Origin of the sequence: Bacillus mobilis, from assembly GCF_001884045.1 — a bacterium.
Taxonomy (GTDB): Bacteria; Bacillota; Bacilli; order Bacillales; family Bacillaceae_G; genus Bacillus_A; species Bacillus_A mobilis.
The window spans coordinates 60,579-80,542 of sequence record NZ_MACF01000070.1 but is presented as its reverse complement, the minus strand read 5'-3'; the positions used below and the strand labels follow the sequence as shown (position 1 = coordinate 80,542).

20 protein-coding genes are annotated in these 19,964 nt (G+C 34.7%); 19 read left to right on the top strand and 1 reads right to left on the bottom strand.

What is annotated here, in order from left to right; translation table 11 throughout:
• Positions 1 to 173: 173 nt before the first annotated feature.
• The 11 genes from BAQ44_RS11710 to BAQ44_RS11660 all read left to right on the top strand — a co-directional run bounded on the left by BAQ44_RS11710 (position 174) and on the right by BAQ44_RS11660 (position 11,121).
• Positions 174 to 1,610 carry a flavin monoamine oxidase family protein gene (locus BAQ44_RS11710; protein ID WP_071721748.1) on the top strand — a complete coding sequence of 479 codons (1,437 nt, stop codon included), beginning with the start codon at positions 174 to 176 and terminating at the stop codon, positions 1,608 to 1,610.
• Between the two features lie 106 nt (positions 1,611 to 1,716).
• Positions 1,717 to 2,640: a CobW family GTP-binding protein gene (locus BAQ44_RS11705; RefSeq protein WP_063261853.1), complete on the top strand. Its 924-nt coding sequence runs from the start codon at positions 1,717 to 1,719 to the stop codon at positions 2,638 to 2,640.
• A gap of 129 nt (positions 2,641 to 2,769) precedes the next feature.
• Positions 2,770 to 3,375, top strand: coding sequence for a TetR/AcrR family transcriptional regulator (locus BAQ44_RS11700; protein ID WP_116758358.1), 606 nt, complete (start codon positions 2,770 to 2,772; stop codon positions 3,373 to 3,375).
• 14 nt (positions 3,376 to 3,389) lie between these two features.
• Positions 3,390 to 4,880, top strand: a complete 1,491-nt coding sequence (locus tag BAQ44_RS11695; RefSeq protein ID WP_063261801.1) for an o-succinylbenzoate--CoA ligase — start codon at positions 3,390 to 3,392, stop codon at positions 4,878 to 4,880.
• 4 nt (positions 4,881 to 4,884) lie between these two features.
• A complete protein-coding gene (locus BAQ44_RS11690; protein ID WP_063261802.1) occupies positions 4,885 to 5,301 on the top strand; it encodes a MaoC family dehydratase in 417 nt (138 codons plus the stop codon).
• Positions 5,301 to 6,296: a 3-oxoacyl-ACP synthase gene (locus BAQ44_RS11685; RefSeq protein ID WP_063261803.1), complete on the top strand. Its 996-nt coding sequence runs from the start codon at positions 5,301 to 5,303 to the stop codon at positions 6,294 to 6,296. The genes BAQ44_RS11690 and BAQ44_RS11685 overlap by 1 nt, the downstream gene beginning before the upstream one ends.
• 180 nt (positions 6,297 to 6,476) lie before the next feature.
• Positions 6,477 to 7,694, top strand: coding sequence for a substrate-binding domain-containing protein (locus BAQ44_RS11680; protein ID WP_063261804.1), 1,218 nt, complete (start codon positions 6,477 to 6,479; stop codon positions 7,692 to 7,694).
• 89 nt (positions 7,695 to 7,783) lie between these two features.
• Positions 7,784 to 8,557 (top strand): ABC transporter ATP-binding protein, encoded by a 774-nt coding sequence (locus BAQ44_RS11675; RefSeq protein ID WP_046197658.1) that lies wholly within the window; start codon positions 7,784 to 7,786, stop codon positions 8,555 to 8,557.
• Positions 8,535 to 9,236 carry a branched-chain amino acid ABC transporter ATP-binding protein gene (locus BAQ44_RS11670; protein ID WP_063261805.1) on the top strand — a complete coding sequence of 234 codons (702 nt, stop codon included), beginning with the start codon at positions 8,535 to 8,537 and terminating at the stop codon, positions 9,234 to 9,236. The genes BAQ44_RS11675 and BAQ44_RS11670 overlap by 23 nt, the downstream gene beginning before the upstream one ends.
• A gap of 21 nt (positions 9,237 to 9,257) precedes the next feature.
• Complete coding sequence (locus BAQ44_RS11665) at positions 9,258 to 10,118, top strand: branched-chain amino acid ABC transporter permease (protein ID WP_061676848.1); 861 nt, start codon at positions 9,258 to 9,260, stop codon at positions 10,116 to 10,118.
• Positions 10,119 to 10,167: 49 nt separating this feature from the next.
• Positions 10,168 to 11,121 carry a branched-chain amino acid ABC transporter permease gene (locus tag BAQ44_RS11660; protein WP_071721773.1) on the top strand — a complete coding sequence of 318 codons (954 nt, stop codon included), beginning with the start codon at positions 10,168 to 10,170 and terminating at the stop codon, positions 11,119 to 11,121.
• Positions 11,122 to 11,223: 102 nt separating this feature from the next.
• Here BAQ44_RS11660 and BAQ44_RS11655 read toward each other — a convergent pair whose 3' ends face one another.
• The gene (locus BAQ44_RS11655; RefSeq protein WP_071721747.1) at positions 11,224 to 12,012 is read right to left on the bottom strand and encodes a LysR family transcriptional regulator; all 789 of its coding nucleotides are present in this window, start codon (positions 12,010 to 12,012) and stop codon (positions 11,224 to 11,226) included.
• Positions 12,013 to 12,132: 120 nt separating this feature from the next.
• Here BAQ44_RS11655 and BAQ44_RS11650 point away from each other — a divergent pair, with 120 nt between their 5' ends.
• From BAQ44_RS11650 to cydD, 8 genes are all read left to right on the top strand, one after another.
• Positions 12,133 to 12,681 (top strand): DUF4865 family protein, encoded by a 549-nt coding sequence (locus tag BAQ44_RS11650; protein WP_071721746.1) that lies wholly within the window; start codon positions 12,133 to 12,135, stop codon positions 12,679 to 12,681.
• Positions 12,682 to 12,722: 41 nt separating this feature from the next.
• Entirely contained in the window at positions 12,723 to 13,118 is a 396-nt protein-coding gene (locus BAQ44_RS11645) for a tautomerase family protein (protein WP_071721745.1), read from the top strand.
• Positions 13,119 to 13,129: 11 nt separating this feature from the next.
• Positions 13,130 to 13,453 (top strand): carboxymuconolactone decarboxylase family protein, encoded by a 324-nt coding sequence (locus BAQ44_RS11640; RefSeq protein WP_071721772.1) that lies wholly within the window; start codon positions 13,130 to 13,132, stop codon positions 13,451 to 13,453.
• Positions 13,454 to 13,606: 153 nt separating this feature from the next.
• Complete coding sequence (locus tag BAQ44_RS11635) at positions 13,607 to 14,050, top strand: MarR family winged helix-turn-helix transcriptional regulator (protein ID WP_001205521.1); 444 nt, start codon at positions 13,607 to 13,609, stop codon at positions 14,048 to 14,050.
• A gap of 120 nt (positions 14,051 to 14,170) precedes the next feature.
• Entirely contained in the window at positions 14,171 to 15,226 is a 1,056-nt protein-coding gene (locus BAQ44_RS11630; protein WP_063261807.1) for an LLM class flavin-dependent oxidoreductase, read from the top strand.
• A gap of 615 nt (positions 15,227 to 15,841) precedes the next feature.
• Positions 15,842 to 17,245 carry a cytochrome ubiquinol oxidase subunit I gene (cydA, locus tag BAQ44_RS11625; protein WP_064476356.1) on the top strand — a complete coding sequence of 468 codons (1,404 nt, stop codon included), beginning with the start codon at positions 15,842 to 15,844 and terminating at the stop codon, positions 17,243 to 17,245.
• Complete coding sequence (gene cydB / locus BAQ44_RS11620; RefSeq protein ID WP_071721744.1) at positions 17,232 to 18,248, top strand: cytochrome d ubiquinol oxidase subunit II; 1,017 nt, start codon at positions 17,232 to 17,234, stop codon at positions 18,246 to 18,248. The genes cydA and cydB overlap by 14 nt, the downstream gene beginning before the upstream one ends.
• Positions 18,248 to 19,963, top strand: coding sequence for a thiol reductant ABC exporter subunit CydD (cydD, locus tag BAQ44_RS11615; protein ID WP_071721743.1), 1,716 nt, complete (start codon positions 18,248 to 18,250; stop codon positions 19,961 to 19,963). The genes cydB and cydD overlap by 1 nt, the downstream gene beginning before the upstream one ends.
• Position 19,964: the final 1 nt, after the last annotated feature.

Below are 19,964 nucleotides of genomic sequence, written 5' to 3'. Positions count from 1 at the left end.
TTATTATGTAAGATAATACGTCTTACTTCTATAGAGTCATATCTAGTTTATTACATTTTATAAAAGATATTCAAGTATTTGAAAATGTATCCGTGCAATTTCTTGCATGAAACATAGTACGTAAGTGAACCGAATATACTGCAATAAAATCCTTTATTGAAGGAGAAAAGGGCATGATGCAGCCATTAACGATGGGAAAAATGCTTCATATTATTAATGTGGGGCTCGTTAAAACGAAGAATCCAAAGCAGATTATTATTGCTGGTGCAGGGATTTCGGGCTTAGTTGCAGCATCGTTATTGAAAGAAGCAGGTCATAATATAACAATTTTAGAAGCGAATAACCGAATAGGCGGAAGAACATATACGATCCGTGAACCATTTAGCTCTGGTTTGTATTTTAATGCAGGGCCGATGCGAATTCCTGACACACACGAGTTAACTTTGGCTTACATTCGTAAGTTTAAATTACCGTTAAATTTGTTTATAAATAAAACCACTTCAGATATTATTTATACGAATAATATTAAAACGAGATTGAGCATATTCGAAAAAAATCCAAGTATACTGAGATATCCAATTGTAGAGAACGAAAAAGGAAAAACGGCAGAAGAGTTAATGTTAGTAGTATTAGAACCAATACTAAACTTTATAAAAAAAGATCCTAATAAAAATTGGATTATCGTTGAAAAAAAGTATAAAGCATATTCACTTGGCTCATTTTTAATTGAGTATTATTCAGACGGAGCAATAGATATGATAGGTGTACTTCTTGATATGGAAGCATATATGGGAATGTCTTTAATTGAAGTATTACGTGAAATGATCTTTTTTACCTCAACGACAAAATATTACGAGATAACGGGCGGAATGGATGCATTACCAAATTCATTTTTACCGGAGTTAAAAGCTCATATTTTTATGTCGTATAAAGTAGAGAAAATCATACAAGAAGATAATAAAGTAATGATGCAAGGAAGTCAGGAGCAAACGTTACATCCATTTATCGTAACAGGCGACAGTGCTATTATTACAATTCCATTTTCAGCGTTACGGTTTGTAGAAGTTCAGCCATATCATTTATTCTCTTATTATAAAAGACGAGCAATTCGTGAGTTAAATTATATTGCTGCAACTAAAATTGCGATAGAGTTTAAAAGTAGATTTTGGGAGAAAGCGGGACAATACGGCGGTAAATCTATTACAGATTTACCGATTCGATTTACATATTATCCGAGTTATGGCATTCATACACCAGGGGCAGCCATCGTTTTAGCGAGTTATACGTGGGCAGATGAGGCGTTAACGTGGGATAGTCTCCCTCAAAGTGATCGTATTCGTTACGCATTAAAAAATTTAGCAGAAATATACGGTGACATCGTCTATAGTGAATTTGTTACTGGAACATCTTTTAGCTGGAGTAAAAATCCGTATTCTTGCGGCGCATTTACGGCTTTCGAACCAGGCCAAGAGCTCGAGTTATTTCCGTATATTACGCCGCCAGCTGGCAAAGTACACTTTGCAGGAGAGCATACGACATTAACGCATGGATGGATGCAAGGAGCAATAGAGTCTGGAGTTAGGGTTGCACATGAAGTAAACGAACAGTGAATCTGTTATGTTTACAAATGGTCATTCTTTTAATAAAATGATAAATATAAATCGTAATTATTACGCTTTGAATACGTTTGAAGTAAAGAAATGGATGGTCGATCAAATGAATAAAGTAGAAATTCATATATTAGGTGGCTTTTTAGGTAGTGGAAAATCAACATTATTACAAAATTTATTGTTAGCTGAGAAAAAGAAGAATAGAAAAGTTGCAGTATTAATGAATGAAATTGGTGAATACTCGGTAGATACCGATATTATTGGAAAAGAGAATGTTTTAAGAGAGCTTCTGAAAGGATGTATTTGTTGTACGCTAAAAGAAGAGCTTGAAATACAATTGCATTCGTTATATCAGCAAGAAAGACCAGATGTCATTTATATAGAAACGACAGGTGTTGCGCATCCAATTGAAGTGTTAGATGCATGTGTATCACCAATTTTAGCACCTTTCTTAGACGTGAAATCAATTGTAGTCGTTTTAGATGCAGTAAGATGGTTAAATCGAAGTGTATTAAGTGCAAACGTTCAGCAATTATTGCATGAGCAACTGAAGTTTGGTAGCCACATTTTAATTAATAAATCAGACTTACTAACAGATGCGGATAAGAACAAAGTAATTGAAGAAGTGAAAGCGATAAATAATCATGCGAAATTGTTTGAAACAAAATATTGTAATATATCTTTAGAAGACATAGAAGAGGCTGAATTTACGAATGACGGGGAACATGAGACACTACATGTCAAACAGCATTTACATATACAAACGATGACGTATCAGTTTACGAAATCGATTGATCAAGACAAATTATATGAATGGCTTTCGAATTTACCAGATAGTATTTATCGTGTAAAAGGATTTGTGAAATTCCATGGAGATAAATACCCGCACCTATTCCAGTATTCGTTCGGGGTACCGACTTTACTGGAACAAGACTTCGGTTTTCCGACGAACTTGGTAGTAATAGGGGAAGGGCTAGATAAGAAAGAATTGGCTGAAGGGTTAGAGAAAGTAGAAAATAATTCTAATTAAGATTAAAGGTCTAACTTATTTTTAAGTTAGGCCTTTTTGTGTGTAGAAAAACACTTGCAGATTTTGTCTAACAATAATAATTGTAAAATTCAGAAATTTATTTATAATCAAACCTAAGAGGTGATTCAGGTGTCAGAAAAAATAATAATGGATGTAAAAAACTTAACAACAAAAGGATTAGAAACGAGAGAGAAATTATTGTGTGCTGCAGAAGATGTGTTTGGTAATAAAGGATATTACGAGGCTTCTATCGTGAATATTACACAAGAAGCAAAGGTAGCGCACGGAACTTTCTATAATTACTTTCCATCTAAAAAAGATATATTTGATGAATTGATTCGCAGATTGAACCGTGAGTTACGCTTAATTATTAAAGAAGAAATGAAGGGAATATCAAGTTATGAAAAGGCACAAAGAAGAGGTTTTCAGGCTTTTTTTCGGTGGGTGAAGGATCGACCTAATCTATATAACATTGTACAACAGGCAGTAGTTGTTGATGATAACTTATATAGATGGTACTATGCAAAGCTCGCCAATGGGTTTTTAAAAAGTTTATCGGCTGGTATGGAAGCGGGAGAGTTTAAACAACTTGATAAAGAAACAATTGCGTATTGTCTTATGTCAATTGGGCAATTTCTAGGAATGCGATGGGGTTATTGGGAAGAGAAAGATGTTCCAGAAGATGTATTTGAAGCAGCGATGTCATTAATATTTGAAGGATTGAGACAGAGATAAAGGAGTGGGGAAATATGCAAGGCATTGCTTATTGGATTGAAAAACGGTCCTATTTACATCCAGATCGCATTGCCATTATTACAGAAGAGGAGGAAATGACATATAAACAGTTACATGAGTATGTAAGTAAAGTAGCAGCATATTTAATTTACGAGGTAAATGTGCAAAAAGGAGAAAGGATAGCTATTTTATCACAGAACAGCTTGGAATATATTGTACTTTTGTTTGCTATAGCAAAAGTAGAATGTATTGCTGTTCCATTGAATATACGCTTAACAGAAAATGAACTTATATTTCAGTTAAAAGATAGTGGAACTACAGTTTTATTTGTAGAGGAAACATTTCAAAATATGGCACTGTCAATGCATAAGGTATCGTACGTACAAAGAGTTATTTCGATTAAAACTTTAAAAGAAATAGAAGATAGAAAAAGTGATAACTTTGAAGAGATAAATGAAAGCGCATCCTTTATTATATGTTATACATCAGGTACAACAGGAAAACCGAAAGGAGCCGTACTTACACAAAAAAATATGTTTTGGAATGCGCTTAACAATACATTTGCGATTGACTTAACTATGCACGACCGCTCTATTGTATTATTACCTTTATTTCATATTGGTGGAATTGGTTTATTCGCATTTCCAACTTTATTTGCAGGTGGCGTAATCATTATTCCAAGAAAATTCGAACCAACCACAGCTCTTTCCATGATAGAAAAACATAAAGTGACTGTAGTGATGGGAGTGCCTACAATTCATCAAGCATTAATTAATTGCCCAAAGTTTGAAACTACAAATTTCCAATCAGTTCGCTGGTTTTATAATGGTGGTGCTCCATGTCCAGAAGAGCTGATGAGAGAATTTATAGATAGAGGATTTTTATTTGGTCAAGGCTTTGGCATGACTGAAACATCACCAACCGTATTTATGCTTTCAGAAGAAGATGCAAGACATAAAGTAGGTTCAATTGGAAAACCTGTTCTGTTTTGTGATTATGTACTTATGGATGAAAACAAAAATAAGGTTGAAATCGGTGAAGTTGGAGAGTTACTTATAAGAGGGCCGAATGTAATGAAAGAGTATTGGAATCGACCAGATGCAACAAAAGAAACAATTCAAGATGGATGGTTATATACGGGAGATTTAGCTAAAGTTGATGAAGATGGTTTTGTATACATTGTCGGTAGAAAAAAAGAAATGATAATTTCCGGTGGTGAAAATATTTATCCACTTGAAGTAGAGCAGGTCATTAATAAGATTTCTGAGGTATATGAGGTAGCGGTCGTTGGTAGGCAACATGTAAAGTGGGGAGAGATTCCAATCGCCTTTATTGTGAAAAAGAGTAGCAGTGAATTAACTGAAAAGGAAGTTATTGAACATTGTTGTTTATTTCTAGCAAAATATAAAATTCCAAAAGAAATTGTATTTCTAGAGGAATTGCCCAAAAATGCAACTGGTAAAATTCAAAAAGTACAGTTAGCAAATCAATTGAAAAGCAGGTGAAGAGGTGACGATGTATAGCACTGGTCAACAAGCATCATGTAGTAAAACAATAACAGAAACAGATTTTGTATTATTTGCAGGTTTGAGTGGGGATTTTAATCCAATTCATATTGATCATGAGTATGCGAAACAAACTAGATTTAATCAAAGAATAGCACATGGTTTACTAACTTCTAGTCTATTATCACAATTGCTTGGGATTCATTTACCTGGAAAAGGATCCGTTTATATGGAACAAACTATTAAATTTACAGCACCAGTTTTTATAGGAGATACAATTACAGCTACGGCTACAGTGCAAGAATTTATGAAAGAAAAGAGAGTTTTGAAATTGATAACTGAATGTCATAATCAAAAAGGAGATTTAGTATTGACAGGTGTAGCGACTATGATGGTGCCAAAAGAAGGGGGAGTGGTCTAATGAATATTGGGGTTGAAACGACTGGTGTTTTCTTCCCAAAAGGCGTAGAGACGGCTGCAGATCTATCTAAGAAAACAGGTATCCCTGAGAAAATTATTATAGAAAAGTTTGGTTTATATGAAAAACATGTCGCAGATGAAATGATGCATGCATCAGATTTAGCTATTGCTGCTGCAAAGCCAATATTATTACAAGTAGATCCTCAATCTATTGATGTGATCATTTATTTTGGCAGTCCACATAAAGATTACCACGTATGGTCAAGTGCCCCAAAAATTCAGCATGAACTTGGATTGAAAAATGCTTATGCTTTTGAAATTATGAATGTTAGTTCTTGCTTTCCTATTGCTCTCAAAGTCGCAAAAGATATGCTTTACTCCGATAACTCAATTGAAAATATATTATTAGTAGGTGGATGTAAAGAATCTCAAATTGTAGATTATGATAATCCACGCTCACGTTTTATGTTTAATTTCGCTGATGGTGGAAGCGCAGCCTTAGTGAAAAAAGATGCTAGCAATGGTGAAATATTAGGAAGTGCGATTATAACAGATGGTTCATTTCATGAAGATGTACGTATTCCAGCAGGTGGATCAAAGCAGGTTGCGAGCTATGATACAGTTGAGAATCGACAACATTATATTGATGTAATAGATCCTAATAGTATGAAAGAACGTCTAGACCGGGTTTCAATCCCTAATTTTGACAAGGTTATTAGGGGGGCTTTAAGAAAAAGTGGATTTACTCCTAAAGATATTAAAGTATTGTTACCACTGCATACAAAACGTTCTATGTTAATAGAATTGATACAGGGACTAGGGCTAGATGAAGAACAAGTTGTATATTTAGATCATTATGGACATATGTCAGCGCTTGATCCTTGCATTGGTCTTCACTTTGCAAATGAACAGGGAAAATTACAGCCTGGAGATATTGCAGTAGTAGTAAGTGCCGGGACTGGGTATACGTGGGCTGCGACTGTAATTAGGTGGTGAAAAATACTAGATGAGTATATGGTAAATGGAGGTATTTGGAAAGAGGCGGCGAATGTAAAGGTACTTCATTAAATTTTTTAACACATTTGTTTGTATGATTCAAAGAAAAAGTCATAATTACGGATGGGTAACTTTGGCGTGTTTGACTCTATCAGAAAGTAAAGTATGGGGAGGATCACAATGTCGATGAAAAAACGTAAATGGCTAAGAATGATGGCTACTGGTTGTGTTTTAGGTTCGTTATTAATAACGGCAGCTTGTTCAGGAAAGACAACAAGTACAGAGGATGAAAAGACGATTAAGGTAGGGGTTCTTGCATCATTAACAGGTCCATTAGAATCGTATGGAAAACAAACAATGAACGGATTTGAATTAGGCTTAGACTATGCAACGGGTGGAACTGGGAAAGTGGAAGGGAAGAAGATTAAGTTTGTTGTAGAAGATACGGAAACGAAAGCAGATGTAGCGGTGAAGAAAGCTACGAAATTATTAGAAGAAGAGAAAGTTGATTTTTTAGTCGGATCGTCTAGTTCGAGTGATACATTAGCGGTTTTACCATTAGCTGAAGAATATGAAAAAATAATGGTTGTAGAACCGGCGGTGGCTGATAGTATTACCGGTAAGAACTGGAATAAATATATTTTTAGAACAGGAAGAAATTCATCTCAAGATGCAGTCGCTGGTGCTGCAGCAATTGCTAAAAAAGATGTGAAAATAGCAACGTTAGCACAAGATAATGCTTACGGCCGTGAAGGAATTGCGGCATTTAAAGCTGGAGCGAAGAAGTTAGGTGCAAATATTGTAAACGAGCAATATGCTGATACGAATTCGACTGACTTCACTGCAAATATTCAAAATATCATTAGCTCAAAACCGGATTATTTATTTATCGTTTGGGCTGGGGCAAATTCACCTTGGAAACAGTTAAAAGATATGAATGTGGAAGCGCAAGGTATTAAAATTTCTACCGGTGCACCAGATATACCGGCATTAAAAACGATGGATGCGTTAGTAGGAATGCAAGGTTTTTCTGTTTATTATCATACGCTCCCGAAAAATAAGGTGAATGATTGGTTAGTAGAAGAACATAAAAAACGATTTAATGGTGCGGTTCCAGATTTATTTACAGCAGGGGGAATGTCAGCGGCAATTTCAATTGTAGAAGCTTTAAAGAAAACAAAAGGTGATACAGATGTAGATACATTGATTAAGAAAATGGAAGGAATGGAATTTGATACACCGAAAGGAAAGATGAAGTTTAGAGAAAAGGATCACCAAGCGATGCAGACACTGTATTCCATTACATTGAAAAAGCAAGATGGTGTTGATTATCCGGTGCCAGTATTAGAGCGAGAATTAACGATGAAAGAGACAGAACCACCAGTTCAAAACAAATAGACTGAATTTTCTGTTGTTTTTGTATAAAGAGGGAATACCCTCTTTATACGTATTTCTTTCACACTGAAAGCTTTAAAAGGAGGGATTTCGTGACACACTTGCTTGAAACGAAAAATCTTAGCGTATCTTTTGGTGAACATCATGTTATTAAGGATGTGAATTTAACAGTACAGAAAGGAAAGCTCATTTCCATTATTGGACCAAACGGTGCAGGAAAGACAACGTTATTTAATTTACTTAGTGGACAAATTTCTCCAACAAAGGGTGAAGTATATTTTAAAGGACAAGAGATTACAAAATTATCAATTTCGGATCGAACTCGATTAGGAATTGGTCGTTCTTTTCAACTTACAAATATATTCCCGGAGTTAACGGTACTTGAAAATGTTCGTTTAAGTGTTCAATCATTTGTTCAAGATTACTATAGTTTTTTTCCGAGTTCGGCAAAATTTAAACAACAAGTGGGAGAGGCGAGACGGTTCTTAAAAACGGTATTACTTCAGGAGAAAGAACATGTATTAGCGAAAGATTTAGCGCATGGAGAAAAACGAAAGTTAGAGCTTGCGATGTTATTAGCTTTAAAAACGGATGTGTTACTACTTGATGAGCCGACGGCAGGTATATCAGTCGAGGAGGTACCGGCAATTTTACAAGTGATTGAAAATATTAAGAAACATCCAGAGAGTACAATTGTACTGATTGAACACAAAATGGATATGGTACTAGGTTTGTCAGACCATCTTATCGTTTTATTCCATGGAGAGTTATTAGCTGAAGGTTTGCCCGAAGAAATTATGAAAGATGAGCGTGTACAAAGTGCTTATTTAGGGGGATTATATAGTGGCACTATTACAAGTGAATAATATAGAGACGTATTTAGATCAGTTTCATATTTTACAAGGGGTATCTCTTGCTGTTGAGAAAGGAACGATTACTGTACTGTTTGGAAGAAATGGGGCAGGGAAGACTACGACATTACGTTCGGTTATGGGTTTTCACCATATCGCACATGGTGAAATTTATTATGATAGTACACAAGTAAATGGATTATCTACACATTTAATCTCAAGGAAAGGAATAGGGTATGTACCAGAAAATCAAGGTATTTTTTATGACCTGACAGTAGAAGAAACATTCGCTCTTGCTAGGGGGAAGGGAGAAGAAGCGGAAGAGAAAATTGAGTGGATGCTTGAATTATTTCCAGATTTAAAGCAGTTTTGGCACAAAAAAAGTGGGCTCTTAAGCGGAGGACAAAAGCAAATGCTAGCAATTTCAAGAGCATTTATAAATAGTGATGGTTTATTACTTATTGATGAGCCGAGTAAAGGCTTGTCCCCCATTATGATAGAAAAATTAATGATAGCCATTTTGAAAATGAAGGAGAAAACAACAGTTTTACTCGTTGAACAAAATTTTATGATGGCTAGTCAAATTGGTGATTATTTTTATATTATGGATAACGGAAAAATTGTTCATAACGGTTTTATGCATGAACTAAAAGAGGATAAGGAAATGTGTCATAAATATTTAGGAATCTCTTAACATGAATCCGGGGTGAGAAGGATGGATGTGTTAATCAATTTATTTGTAAATGGGATTTCAACAGGGATGCTCATTTTTTTATTAGCATCAGGTCTTTCACTTATTTTCGGTTTAATGAGCGTTCTAAACTTCGCACATGGTGGTTTATTTGCGTGGGGAGCATTTACAGGTGTTTGGCTATTTAATATGACAGGTAGTTATGTATTAGCGTTAATTGGAGCAATTGCTATGGGGATGTTTCTTGGATTCATTTTAGAAAGATTCCTTATTAGACCGGTATATGGAAATCATGTTCGCCAACTTCTTGTGACGCTTGGAGGAATGCTGGTACTTAGTGAATGTATTAAAGTATTTTGGGGGCCCAATCCAATTGGGGCTAAATTACCGTTATGGTTACAAGGTAGTTATACATTTGAAGGAGTTATATTAATTAAATATCGTCTATTTGTTATTTTAATTGGGATCATCATTTACATTGCCTTACTTTTATTGCTCAAAAAAACAAAAATAGGTCTTATGATACGTGCAGGCGTAATGGATAAAGAGATGGTTCAAGCGCTCGGTATTAACGTAAAAGCGATATTTTCTTTCGTCTTTTTATTAGGAGCAGGGATGGCAGCGTTGGGAGGCTTCTTATTAGCACCGTATTCAGGAGTTATTTTCGCCGAGATGGGTATGCAGTATGCGATTTTAGCTTTCATAGTAGTAATCATTGGAGGATTAGGAAGCGTACAAGGTTCGGCAATCGCTTCTTTAATTGTCGGATTAGCTGGTGCTTTTACAGCATATTTTATACCGGATTTATCGCTTGCAATCAATATGTTAATGTTACTATTTTTCTTAATAGTGAAGCCAAACGGACTTGTTGGTGAAAAGGGGTGAAATGGTGAACAGCACTTCAAATCGAATTAAAGTATACTTCGGTGTATGTATGCTCATTTGTTTAAGTGTATTTCCATTCGTAAATGATTCACGGAGTTTGTTAATTTTGTTCACTCAAATCTTCATCTTTGCTATTTTTGCAATGAGTTTTGATGTATTGCTTGGATATACCGGAATTGTATCGTTCGGTCACTGTATGTTCTTTGGAATAGGAGCATATGGGGTAGCGCTTTTATTTGATCGGCAAGGAGTATCCATAACGAACTTTTTAATAGGGATAGTAGCTGCAGTTATCATTTCAGCAATTGTTAGCTATATAATCGGCTTGCTTTCATTGCGGCTGAAAAGTCATTTTTATGCAATGTTAACACTTGCTATTTCACAGTTGTTTTTCGTACTTGCTGAAAAATGGCGCGGGCTTACTCACGGAGGGGATGGTTTTACATTTGGTGTACCAGATTTATTCCGTGACCGTTTTACGTTTTATTATGTAACACTTATATGTTTAATTGTCATTTTTATTCTGTTACGTCTTTTCACAAAATCTTCTATTGGAAAAGTATTAAAGGCGATTTCACAAAATGAGCAACGTGTTGAAGCGCTAGGGTATAAAGTTCTTCATTATAAAATTATTGCTAGTATTGTGGCAGGAGTAGTAGCTGCAATTAGTGGTGGTTTATTTGTTATCACACTACGCTTTGTAAATACGACGGTATTTTCAATTGAAATGACATTAAATGCATTATTGATGACGATGATTGGAGGCGTTGGAACGTTAATAGGAGCAATTGCGGGAGCAGGAATTATTGAATCATTGAAATATTATTTATCAGAACTGGCTACAGCGTATCCAATTTTTGAACGATGGACAATTATTCTTGGCTTATTGTACATTATCGTCTTGCTAGTTTTCCCGAAAGGATTAGTTGGAACGGTAAAGAGTTTGAAGAGTATGAAACGGAATAAGAAGGAGAAAAGTGCAGAAGTGGAGCAAAATGTGTGAAAAATCAATTGTATAGAATATGAAAATCCCTCTTTTAGATTCGTAAAGGAGGGATTTTTATTGGTGTATGTAATTAGTTAGTTTGTAAACCTAGCAATTATATTAATCAAATAGTTCATTAGGTATTTGTTTTAAAGAGTTTCGATTTGTAAAAAAATGAACAGCTAATCTCTCAATTGGAACATCTTCAATGGGCACTAAGTTATCATTTTTAATCGGTAAAAAGGCTATTCCTTTACCGTCCTGAATAAACTCTTCCATAAGCGAATAAGAATCTAATTGTTGAAGTTGACCTTGAGATAAATTATTTTCTTTTAGAAATTGTATCGTCTTACTTCTAAAAGGGCACTTTTTATCATTACTAACGAAGAAGAGTTCCTTTGAATAGTCAATGATAGGCGTTTCTTTCGATTTTAATAAGCCTACAGAAATGGAAGTAGTAAATACTTTTTTAAAAGTTGCTTCGGAATCATCCTCGTAAGTAATGACCATATCAACTTTTTGTTGTTGCAGTAATTTATGCAAATGACTACTATTTTCTACATATATTTGATAATTCCTGAAATTTTCTTTAATACGCTTACTTACATAATTAGTCAAAATAGATTGTGACGTCGCGATGATATAAGAAGAACCACTCGTTTTAATTTTATCTTTCGCTTCTGCTACTAAAGTTAATATTTGATTCGTGTAGTCTAATAAAATGTCACCTGAGGGTAACAAGGAAACACCTTTGTTATCTCTATGTAGTAAAGGTGTTTCTAATTCTTGTTCTAATTTTTTGATTCGCTCAGTTACGTTTGGTTGAACATATCCTAACTCTTTAGCAGCTTTACTAATAGAGCCTTCACTAGCTACAGTTTTGAATATAATAAGATCATTTATTTCCATGTATCACAGCTCCTTATACGGTATCATTATAAATGATATCAAGCATAATTTATACCTATTTTACGCTAGTCACTCATCGGTTTATCATTGTGTATATAAGATAGAAAGTGAGTGATAAACATGATTGGAATGCAATATAAGGTCATTTTGCCAAAGGATTATGATATGGAAATCATTAAAAAAAGGGTAAAGGATAATGGACATAAAACGGATGGTTTTCAAGAGTTGAATTTCAAAGCGTATTTAATTACAGAGGCAGGAAAGGACGGGAATTTCTATAACTGTTATGCACCTTTATATATTTGGAATGGCCATGAAGGAATGAACAAATTTATATTTAAAGGGTATTACGATAATATTTTACAATCTTTTGGATGGCAACAAATAAATATAGGTGTTCCATTAGTTGTTAATTTAAGTGATGATTTTAAAAAAAGTAAATATGCTGTTGAGTTTACAGGGAGTATTTCCAAAAGTAATTCACTGAAGGGAACGCAATTAAATACTATAAATGAAAATGTACAAAACATAGAAAAATGTTTAGGAAATGTAATCATTTATAATCCAGATAAATGGAGGTATAGTCAGTTTAATTTTTATGAAGGAAAGCCTGACATGGTAACCAATAAAGGGGTTACAGTATATGAGATTTTGCACATTTCACGATGAAAACTTGTTGAAGTTAAATTAAGAAAAAGGAATGAAAATGTATGCCCTTTGTGAACGTTTATTATCATGAAAATATATTAAATAAAGAAGAGTTGAAAAAGATAGGTGAATGTATTCATCTTTCATTAATTGAACATTTTAACATCCCTGAAAATGATTTTTTTCAAATGTTTTTACCTTATAAACAGAATCACTTTTTATTTAATCCATATTATTTATTAGAAAGAGGAGAAAAGAGAACAGAGAATATGATTTATGTTTCTATTACATGTGGATCGGGAAGAACGATAAAACAGAAAAGGGATCTGTATCAGTCGATATCCTTGAAGGTTTCTGAATGTTCTAGTATAAAAAGTGCAGACATTTTTATTACACTAAATGAGACAGCTGCTGAAAATTGGTCGTTTAGTCAAGGAGTGGCGCAATTGGTAAAATGAAGGGGAGTGAAATGATGAATGAATCCATTGAATATTGTATTCAAAAGAAAATGAGAGAAATGGCCCCTGCATTTGCTCAATATAGTGAAGAGATATTGTTCGAGGAAGTGTGGCGAGATGCCACTTTAACATTAAGAGAAAGAAGTTTATGTACAGTGGCGGCACTAATTAGTCTTAATCAGACAGAACAATTACCATTTCATTTGCGGCTGGCAAAGCAAAATGGAATTATGGAGAATGAAATGATTGCATTAATAACGCATATGGCTTTTTATGTTGGCTGGCCAAAAGCGGTAGCAGCTTTAAATATAGCAATGAATGAAATGGAAAGTTAAGAATAGCGATAAGAAAGAATTCATGTTGAAATTAATTCTTTCTTATCGTTATTTATGCAATACTCTAATGAGATATTTTTCACGTTTTCTCTTGCTTTTTCATCACTTGCGTAGTAAAGTGATAGTAAGATTCACGATAGGAAGTGATCAAACATGCGTGATAATACGATAGGATCATTAATATGGTTACGTTTAATACGATTTACGAACCAAAGTAATCAGATGTCAAATGAGTTTTTAAAGCGTTTTGATTTAACGACAGCTCAATTTGATGTGCTTTTGCAAATACGTACGTATCAACCACTAACACAGATGGAGTTAGCTGAAAAGGTAACTGTTACACAAGGTGGTATTTCTCGAATGTTAACTCGTCTTGAAAAAGAAGGATATATTGTACGAAAACAAGATTGGAAAACGAAAACAATTAGCCTTACAGAGCAAGGAGAAGCAGCTTTAGAGAGAGCATTGCCAGAGCAACTTGCATTTCAATCATCGTTTTTTGATGATGTATTAAATGAAGAAGAGCAAAAAATATTATACGAGCTAATGACGAAAGTTCATAAGCATAGTGAGAAAAAAGAATTACCACATGAGTAATTTTTTTTACACCATCAATTGACTAATCAAGTGATGACGTAGGTAATAGGGAGATACACTTGACTTACCAACCTTTTTAATAGAGAAACTAATTACACTTCATTAAAGGAGAGAGCAACTATGGAAAAATACCGTATGGATACAAGTAAAGGAATAGAGTTTGGATTATATTCGATTGGGGATCATGTTTTAAATCCGCATAACGGAGAGAAAATTAGTGCAGAACAAAGAATTCATGAATTAATTGAAACAGCTAAGTTAGCGGATGAAGCTGGACTTGATGTATTTGCTGTCGGTGAAAGTCATCAAACGCATTTTACAACACAAGCTCATACAGTTATTTTAGGAGCTATTGCACAAGCTACGAAAAATATAAAAATTGCAAGTTCAGCAACGATAATAAGTACATCTGATCCGGTACGAGTATATGAGGATTTTGCTACAATTGATTTAATTTCTAATGGACGTGCAGAAATCGTAGCTGGTCGTGGATCTCGTATTGGGGGATATAGTTTACTCGGTTATGATGTGAATGATTATGAAGAGTTATTTGAAGAGAAAATGGATCTTTTATTAAAAATTAATAAAGAGGAACATGTAACATGGAACGGACAGTTCAGAGCGCCGCTTGCACATGCATCGGTTATTCCAAGAGCTAAAAATAATAACTTACCAATTTGGCGTGCAGTTGGTGGCCCGCCAGCTAGTGCGATTAAAGCAGGACGTGCAGGTGTACCAATGATGATAACAACACTAGGTGGTCCAGCTATTAACTTTAAAGGATCAGTAGATGCCTACCGTGAGGCTGCGGCACAAAGTGGATTTAATCCAGCAAGTTTGCCAGTTGCAACAACGAGTTTATTTTATACAGCAAAAAATTCACAAGATGCATTTAATGAATACTATCCTCATATTAATGCTGGTATGCTTACACTGCGTGGTGGTGGGTATCCGAAGCAACAATTTACAAATGCAGTAGATTACCGTGACGCATTAATGGTTGGTAGCCCGCAACAAATTATTGAAAAAATGCTTTACCAATATGAATTGTTTGGGCAACAACGTTTTATGGCACAAATTGATTTTGGTGGTGTACCACTTAATAAAATTGAGAAAAACATCGAATTAATTGCTACTGAAATTTTACCGGCTGTTAGAAAACATACAGCAAAATAATTTTAAAAAAACCGAGAGTCTAATCGATTCTCGGTTTTTTTATGTATGAATTTAGTTTGAAAAAATGACAAAAAAATGAATTTTTAGTCTAGGAAGAGGGAGGGTATTTTCTATTTTTGAATAACAATATTTTGTGTTTGAATTTTTAAAATACATTTTTCTCTTGACAAAAAACTAGCTGATTTACCTGTTGGTTTAGAGGGCATTTTTTCGCGAAAAAGTCAAGTGTATGAAGAGAGTAACGATTATTTTATTGATGTGAAAGTAAGTCTTACATTAAAAAAATACATTTTAGTAATGAGAAAAATCTAATTCAAAAAAATGACAAATGACATATTTCAGACAAAATGATGTCAATAATACGTCAAAAATCAGCTGAATTTACTATGCAGGTATATTATACAATTCGATTAACGGATAAAACACTACTGAAATAGTGAAAAGGTAAATTTTATGAGAAAGTTCTTTTGTGATTATCTTGAAAACTGAAAATTTATATTTTCTAAAAGTACATAAACAAATTTATCTTTCTACATTTCTAAGATTTGAGTTGTTTTATTCATACAACTCAATTGAAATTACGATATAAAAAATTATGAAGGAAGTGATTGTAGTATGGAAACGCTCGAATTGGCACGAATACAATTCGCATCAACAACGATTTTCCATTACTTTTTTGTTCCGCTGTCTATTGGTTTAGCTTTTATCATTGCGTTAATGCAAACGTTATATGTGGTAAAGGGACAAGAAATTTATAAGAAGATGACGAAGTTTTGGACACAAATATTCCTTGTAAACTTTGCGGTAGGTGTAGTAACTGGTATTCTACAAGAATTCCAGTTTGGTATGAATTGGTCAACCTATTCACGTTTCGTAGGTGATGTGTTTGGTCCGTCACTTGCGATTGAAGGTTTATTAGCATTTTTCATTGAGTCTACATTCCTAGGTTTATGGGTATTCGGTGAGGATAAATTGCCGAAGCGCGTTCACCTTTTATGTATTTGGCTCCTTTCAATTGGAACAATGTTATCAGCATTTTGGATTTTAACTGCAAGTGCATTTATGCAATCGCCAGTAGGGTATGAAATGGCAGCAGATGGACGTGCACAAATGAATGATTTCTTAGCGATTATTCAAAACCCACAATTATGGGTACAATTCCCGCATACAATTACAGCGGCGATTGCAACTGGTGCATTCTTTATTGCGGGTGTGAGTGCATGGAAAATAACGAAAGCTCAAGAAACTGAAGTGTTTAAAAAATCATTCCGCATTTCTATCATTGTTGGAACACTTACAACTGCGCTAGTATTATTCTTCGGTCATGCGCAAGCACAACAATTAATTAAGACACACCCAATGAAAATGGCAGCAGCGGAAGCGTTATGGAATACGAGTGAGGATCCAGCGCCATTTACAGTATTTGCGAAAATTGATGCAGAGAAGCAAGAAAATTCGTTTGAAATTCAAATCCCTTATATGCTAAGTCTATTATCATTTGATAAATTTAGTGGTCAAGTAGAAGGAATGAATCAAATTCAAAAACAATATGAAGAAAAATATGGGCCTGGAGATTATATACCGCCAGTACACACTATGTTCTGGAGTTTTAGAGCGATGGTAATGAGTGGAACATTTATGCTTCTTCTAGGAGCATACGGATGGTTCTTATCAAGAAAAGATCGTTTAGCTGAAAAAACTTGGTATTTAAAATTAATGGTGTATGCAATTGCACTACCGTTTATCGGTAATACAGTAGGATGGATTATGACTGAAATGGGACGTCAGCCTTGGGTAGTTTTCGGTGTTATGAAAACAGAAGATGCTGTATCTCCAAATGTTACGTTCGGAGAAGTATTATTCTCTTTAGTTTCATTCACATCACTATATTTAATTATAGGTGGAATTACTATTTACTTATTCGTTCGTGTCATTAAAGGACATGAGAATAAAAAAACGAAACAGGATTCTCAAAGCCATGATCCATTTGATAAGGAGGATGAGTATGTTATCTCTTAATGAGTTGTGGTTTATCATTATTGCAGTTTTATTCGTAGGCTTCTTTGTACTTGAAGGTTTCGATTTCGGTGTAGGTATAGTTTCAAGGTTTTTAGGGGAAAACGATTTAGAGAAAAGAATTTACTTAAATACAATTGGTCCATTTTGGCACGCGAATGAAGTATGGCTTGTTTGTGCAGGTGGAGCTATGTTCGCGGCATTCCCGCACTGGTATGCAACTTTATTTAGCGGGTTTTACATTCCGTTTGTATTTATGCTTCTTGCTTTAATTATTAGGGGTGTTTCCTTTAAATTCCGTGCGAAAATAGATAATCATAAATGGAAAGGTTTTTGGGATTGGGGTATGTTTTTAGGAAGTCTGCTACCGCCTATTCTTTGGGGTGTTGCCATTGCTAACTTTATGGTAGGTATTCCAATTGATGAGACGAAAAATGCTGTAGGTGGATTCTTACAACTACTTCATCCATTTGCATTACTTGGAGGAGTTATGTTCCTTCTACTATGTATTGTTCACGGATTGCAATTCCTTACTATACGTACAACTGGTAAGTTAAGAGAACGTGCACGTATTGCTGCATTGAAAATTGCACCGCTTGCGATTATAGCACTTCTTATTTTTGCCGGTGTAGGGTTATGGAAAACAGATATATTCACTGGTCATGGTACAGAGTGGGTTATGGTTCCGATTGGAGCTTTTGTAGCATTATGTGCGTCAACATTATTAAATAAAAGAAGAAGAGATGGTTGGGCTTTCGTTATGACGAGTTTAACAATCATTTTACTAAGTGCGAGTGTGTTTGTCGGCATGTTCCCACGTGTCTTAATTAGCTCGTTAGGGTCAATATACGATTTAACAATTTATAATGCAGCATCAGGTGATTATGCACTAAAATTGATGACGTATTTTTCAATTGCTATATTGCCATTTGTTATGGGAAGTCAAATATGGAGTTTCTATGTGTTTAGACAACCTGTTAAGTCAGATAAAGATTTGGAGTACTAATGAAAAGAAAAAGAGGACTTCCGTCGTATCCTGGTAGCCGAGTTTTATATGTAGTGTTAACCATCATTAGCATTTTAGAAGCTATAAGTATTATTGCGCAAACAGTGTTTTTAGCGCGGGCTATTACGTTTTTATTTCAAGGAGAAACAGTGCAATCTGTGTTAAATGAAACTGTTTATTTTGGAATCACGTTTGCAGTACGTCACACGTTAGTGCGAATATCGCAAATATTAGTGGAACGTTTCGCTGAAAAAACAGGATCGCTACTGCGAAAACAATTAATAGAGGCGTATTTCACATTAGGTCCACGATATGTTCAAACTGCTGGAACAGGTCATCTGGTTACCTTATCGATTGAAGGTATTGAGAAATTTAAAACATATATTGAATTAACAATTCCTAAAATGATTAGAAGTAGTATCGTACCGGGACTAATTGTACTATATGTTTTTACGCTAGATATTGAGTCTGGAATCATTTTAGTTGTAACGATTCCTATCGTAATTACATTTATGATCCTACTAGGATTAGCGGCGCAGAAAATGGCGGATAGCCAATATGAAACATACCGTGTACTTTCTAATCATTTTGTAGATACGTTAAAAGGGTTAGAAACATTAAAGTATTTAGGTAAAAGTAAACAGCACGAAGGAAAGATTGAAAAAGTAAGTAAAAGGTATAGAAAAGCAACGATGCGTACTTTGCGAGTTGCTTTTCTTTCTTCTTTTGCATTAGATTTCTTTACGAGTTTATCCATCGCATTTGTGGCGGTCGGATTAGGGATACGTTTAATAGATGGGACAATTGTACTATTGCCAGCCCTTACGATTTTAATTTTAGCTCCAGAATATTTCTTGCCGATTAAACAAGTTGGAGCGAATTATCATGCTACGTTAGATGGACAACTTGCAATGGAGCAAATAGAAGAGATTTTACAGCAACAAAAAGAAATAGGAAAGAAAGAATCAAATGTAGATTTAATATGGAATTCCTCTAGTAGCTTGAAATTACAAGATGTAAAAGTAAAGAGCAATGAATCTGAAAAAGCTATATTAGAGGGAATTGATTTTACTTGGAAAGGCACCGGTGCTATAGGTGTAATTGGTGAAAGTGGAGCAGGAAAATCAACATTAATCGACGTATTAGCAGGATTTTTAACTCCTTCAGGTGGAAAGATGATTGTAAATGGTGTGGAAATTGACGGGACTACTCGTGAAGAGTGGCAAAAGAATATTGCTTATATTCCGCAGCAACCTTATATTTTCCCGCTTTCATTAAAAGATAACATTTGTTTTTATGAAACAAATACAACGGATGAAGAAGTGGAAAGAGTTATTAATGAAGTTGGTCTTCATTCACTCGTAACATCGCTTCCGAACGGGATGTGCGAAAGAATTGGAGAAGGTGGACGTATGCTTAGTGGCGGGCAAGAGCAACGTGTTGCTATGGCGCGTGCACTTTTAAGCAAAAAGCCAATTATTTTATTAGACGAGCCTACAGCACATCTTGATATTGAAACTGAATTTGAAATAAAACAAGCGATGTTACGTCTGTTTGAAGGGAAGTTAGTATTTCTTGCAACACATCGTCTTCATTGGATGAAACAGATGGATCATATTCTTATTTTAAATAAAGGGGAAATGATAGAAAGTGGAACATATGAAGAGCTTTTAAAGAATGAGGCATTACGTTTTCACAGGAAAGAGAGGGGATAGA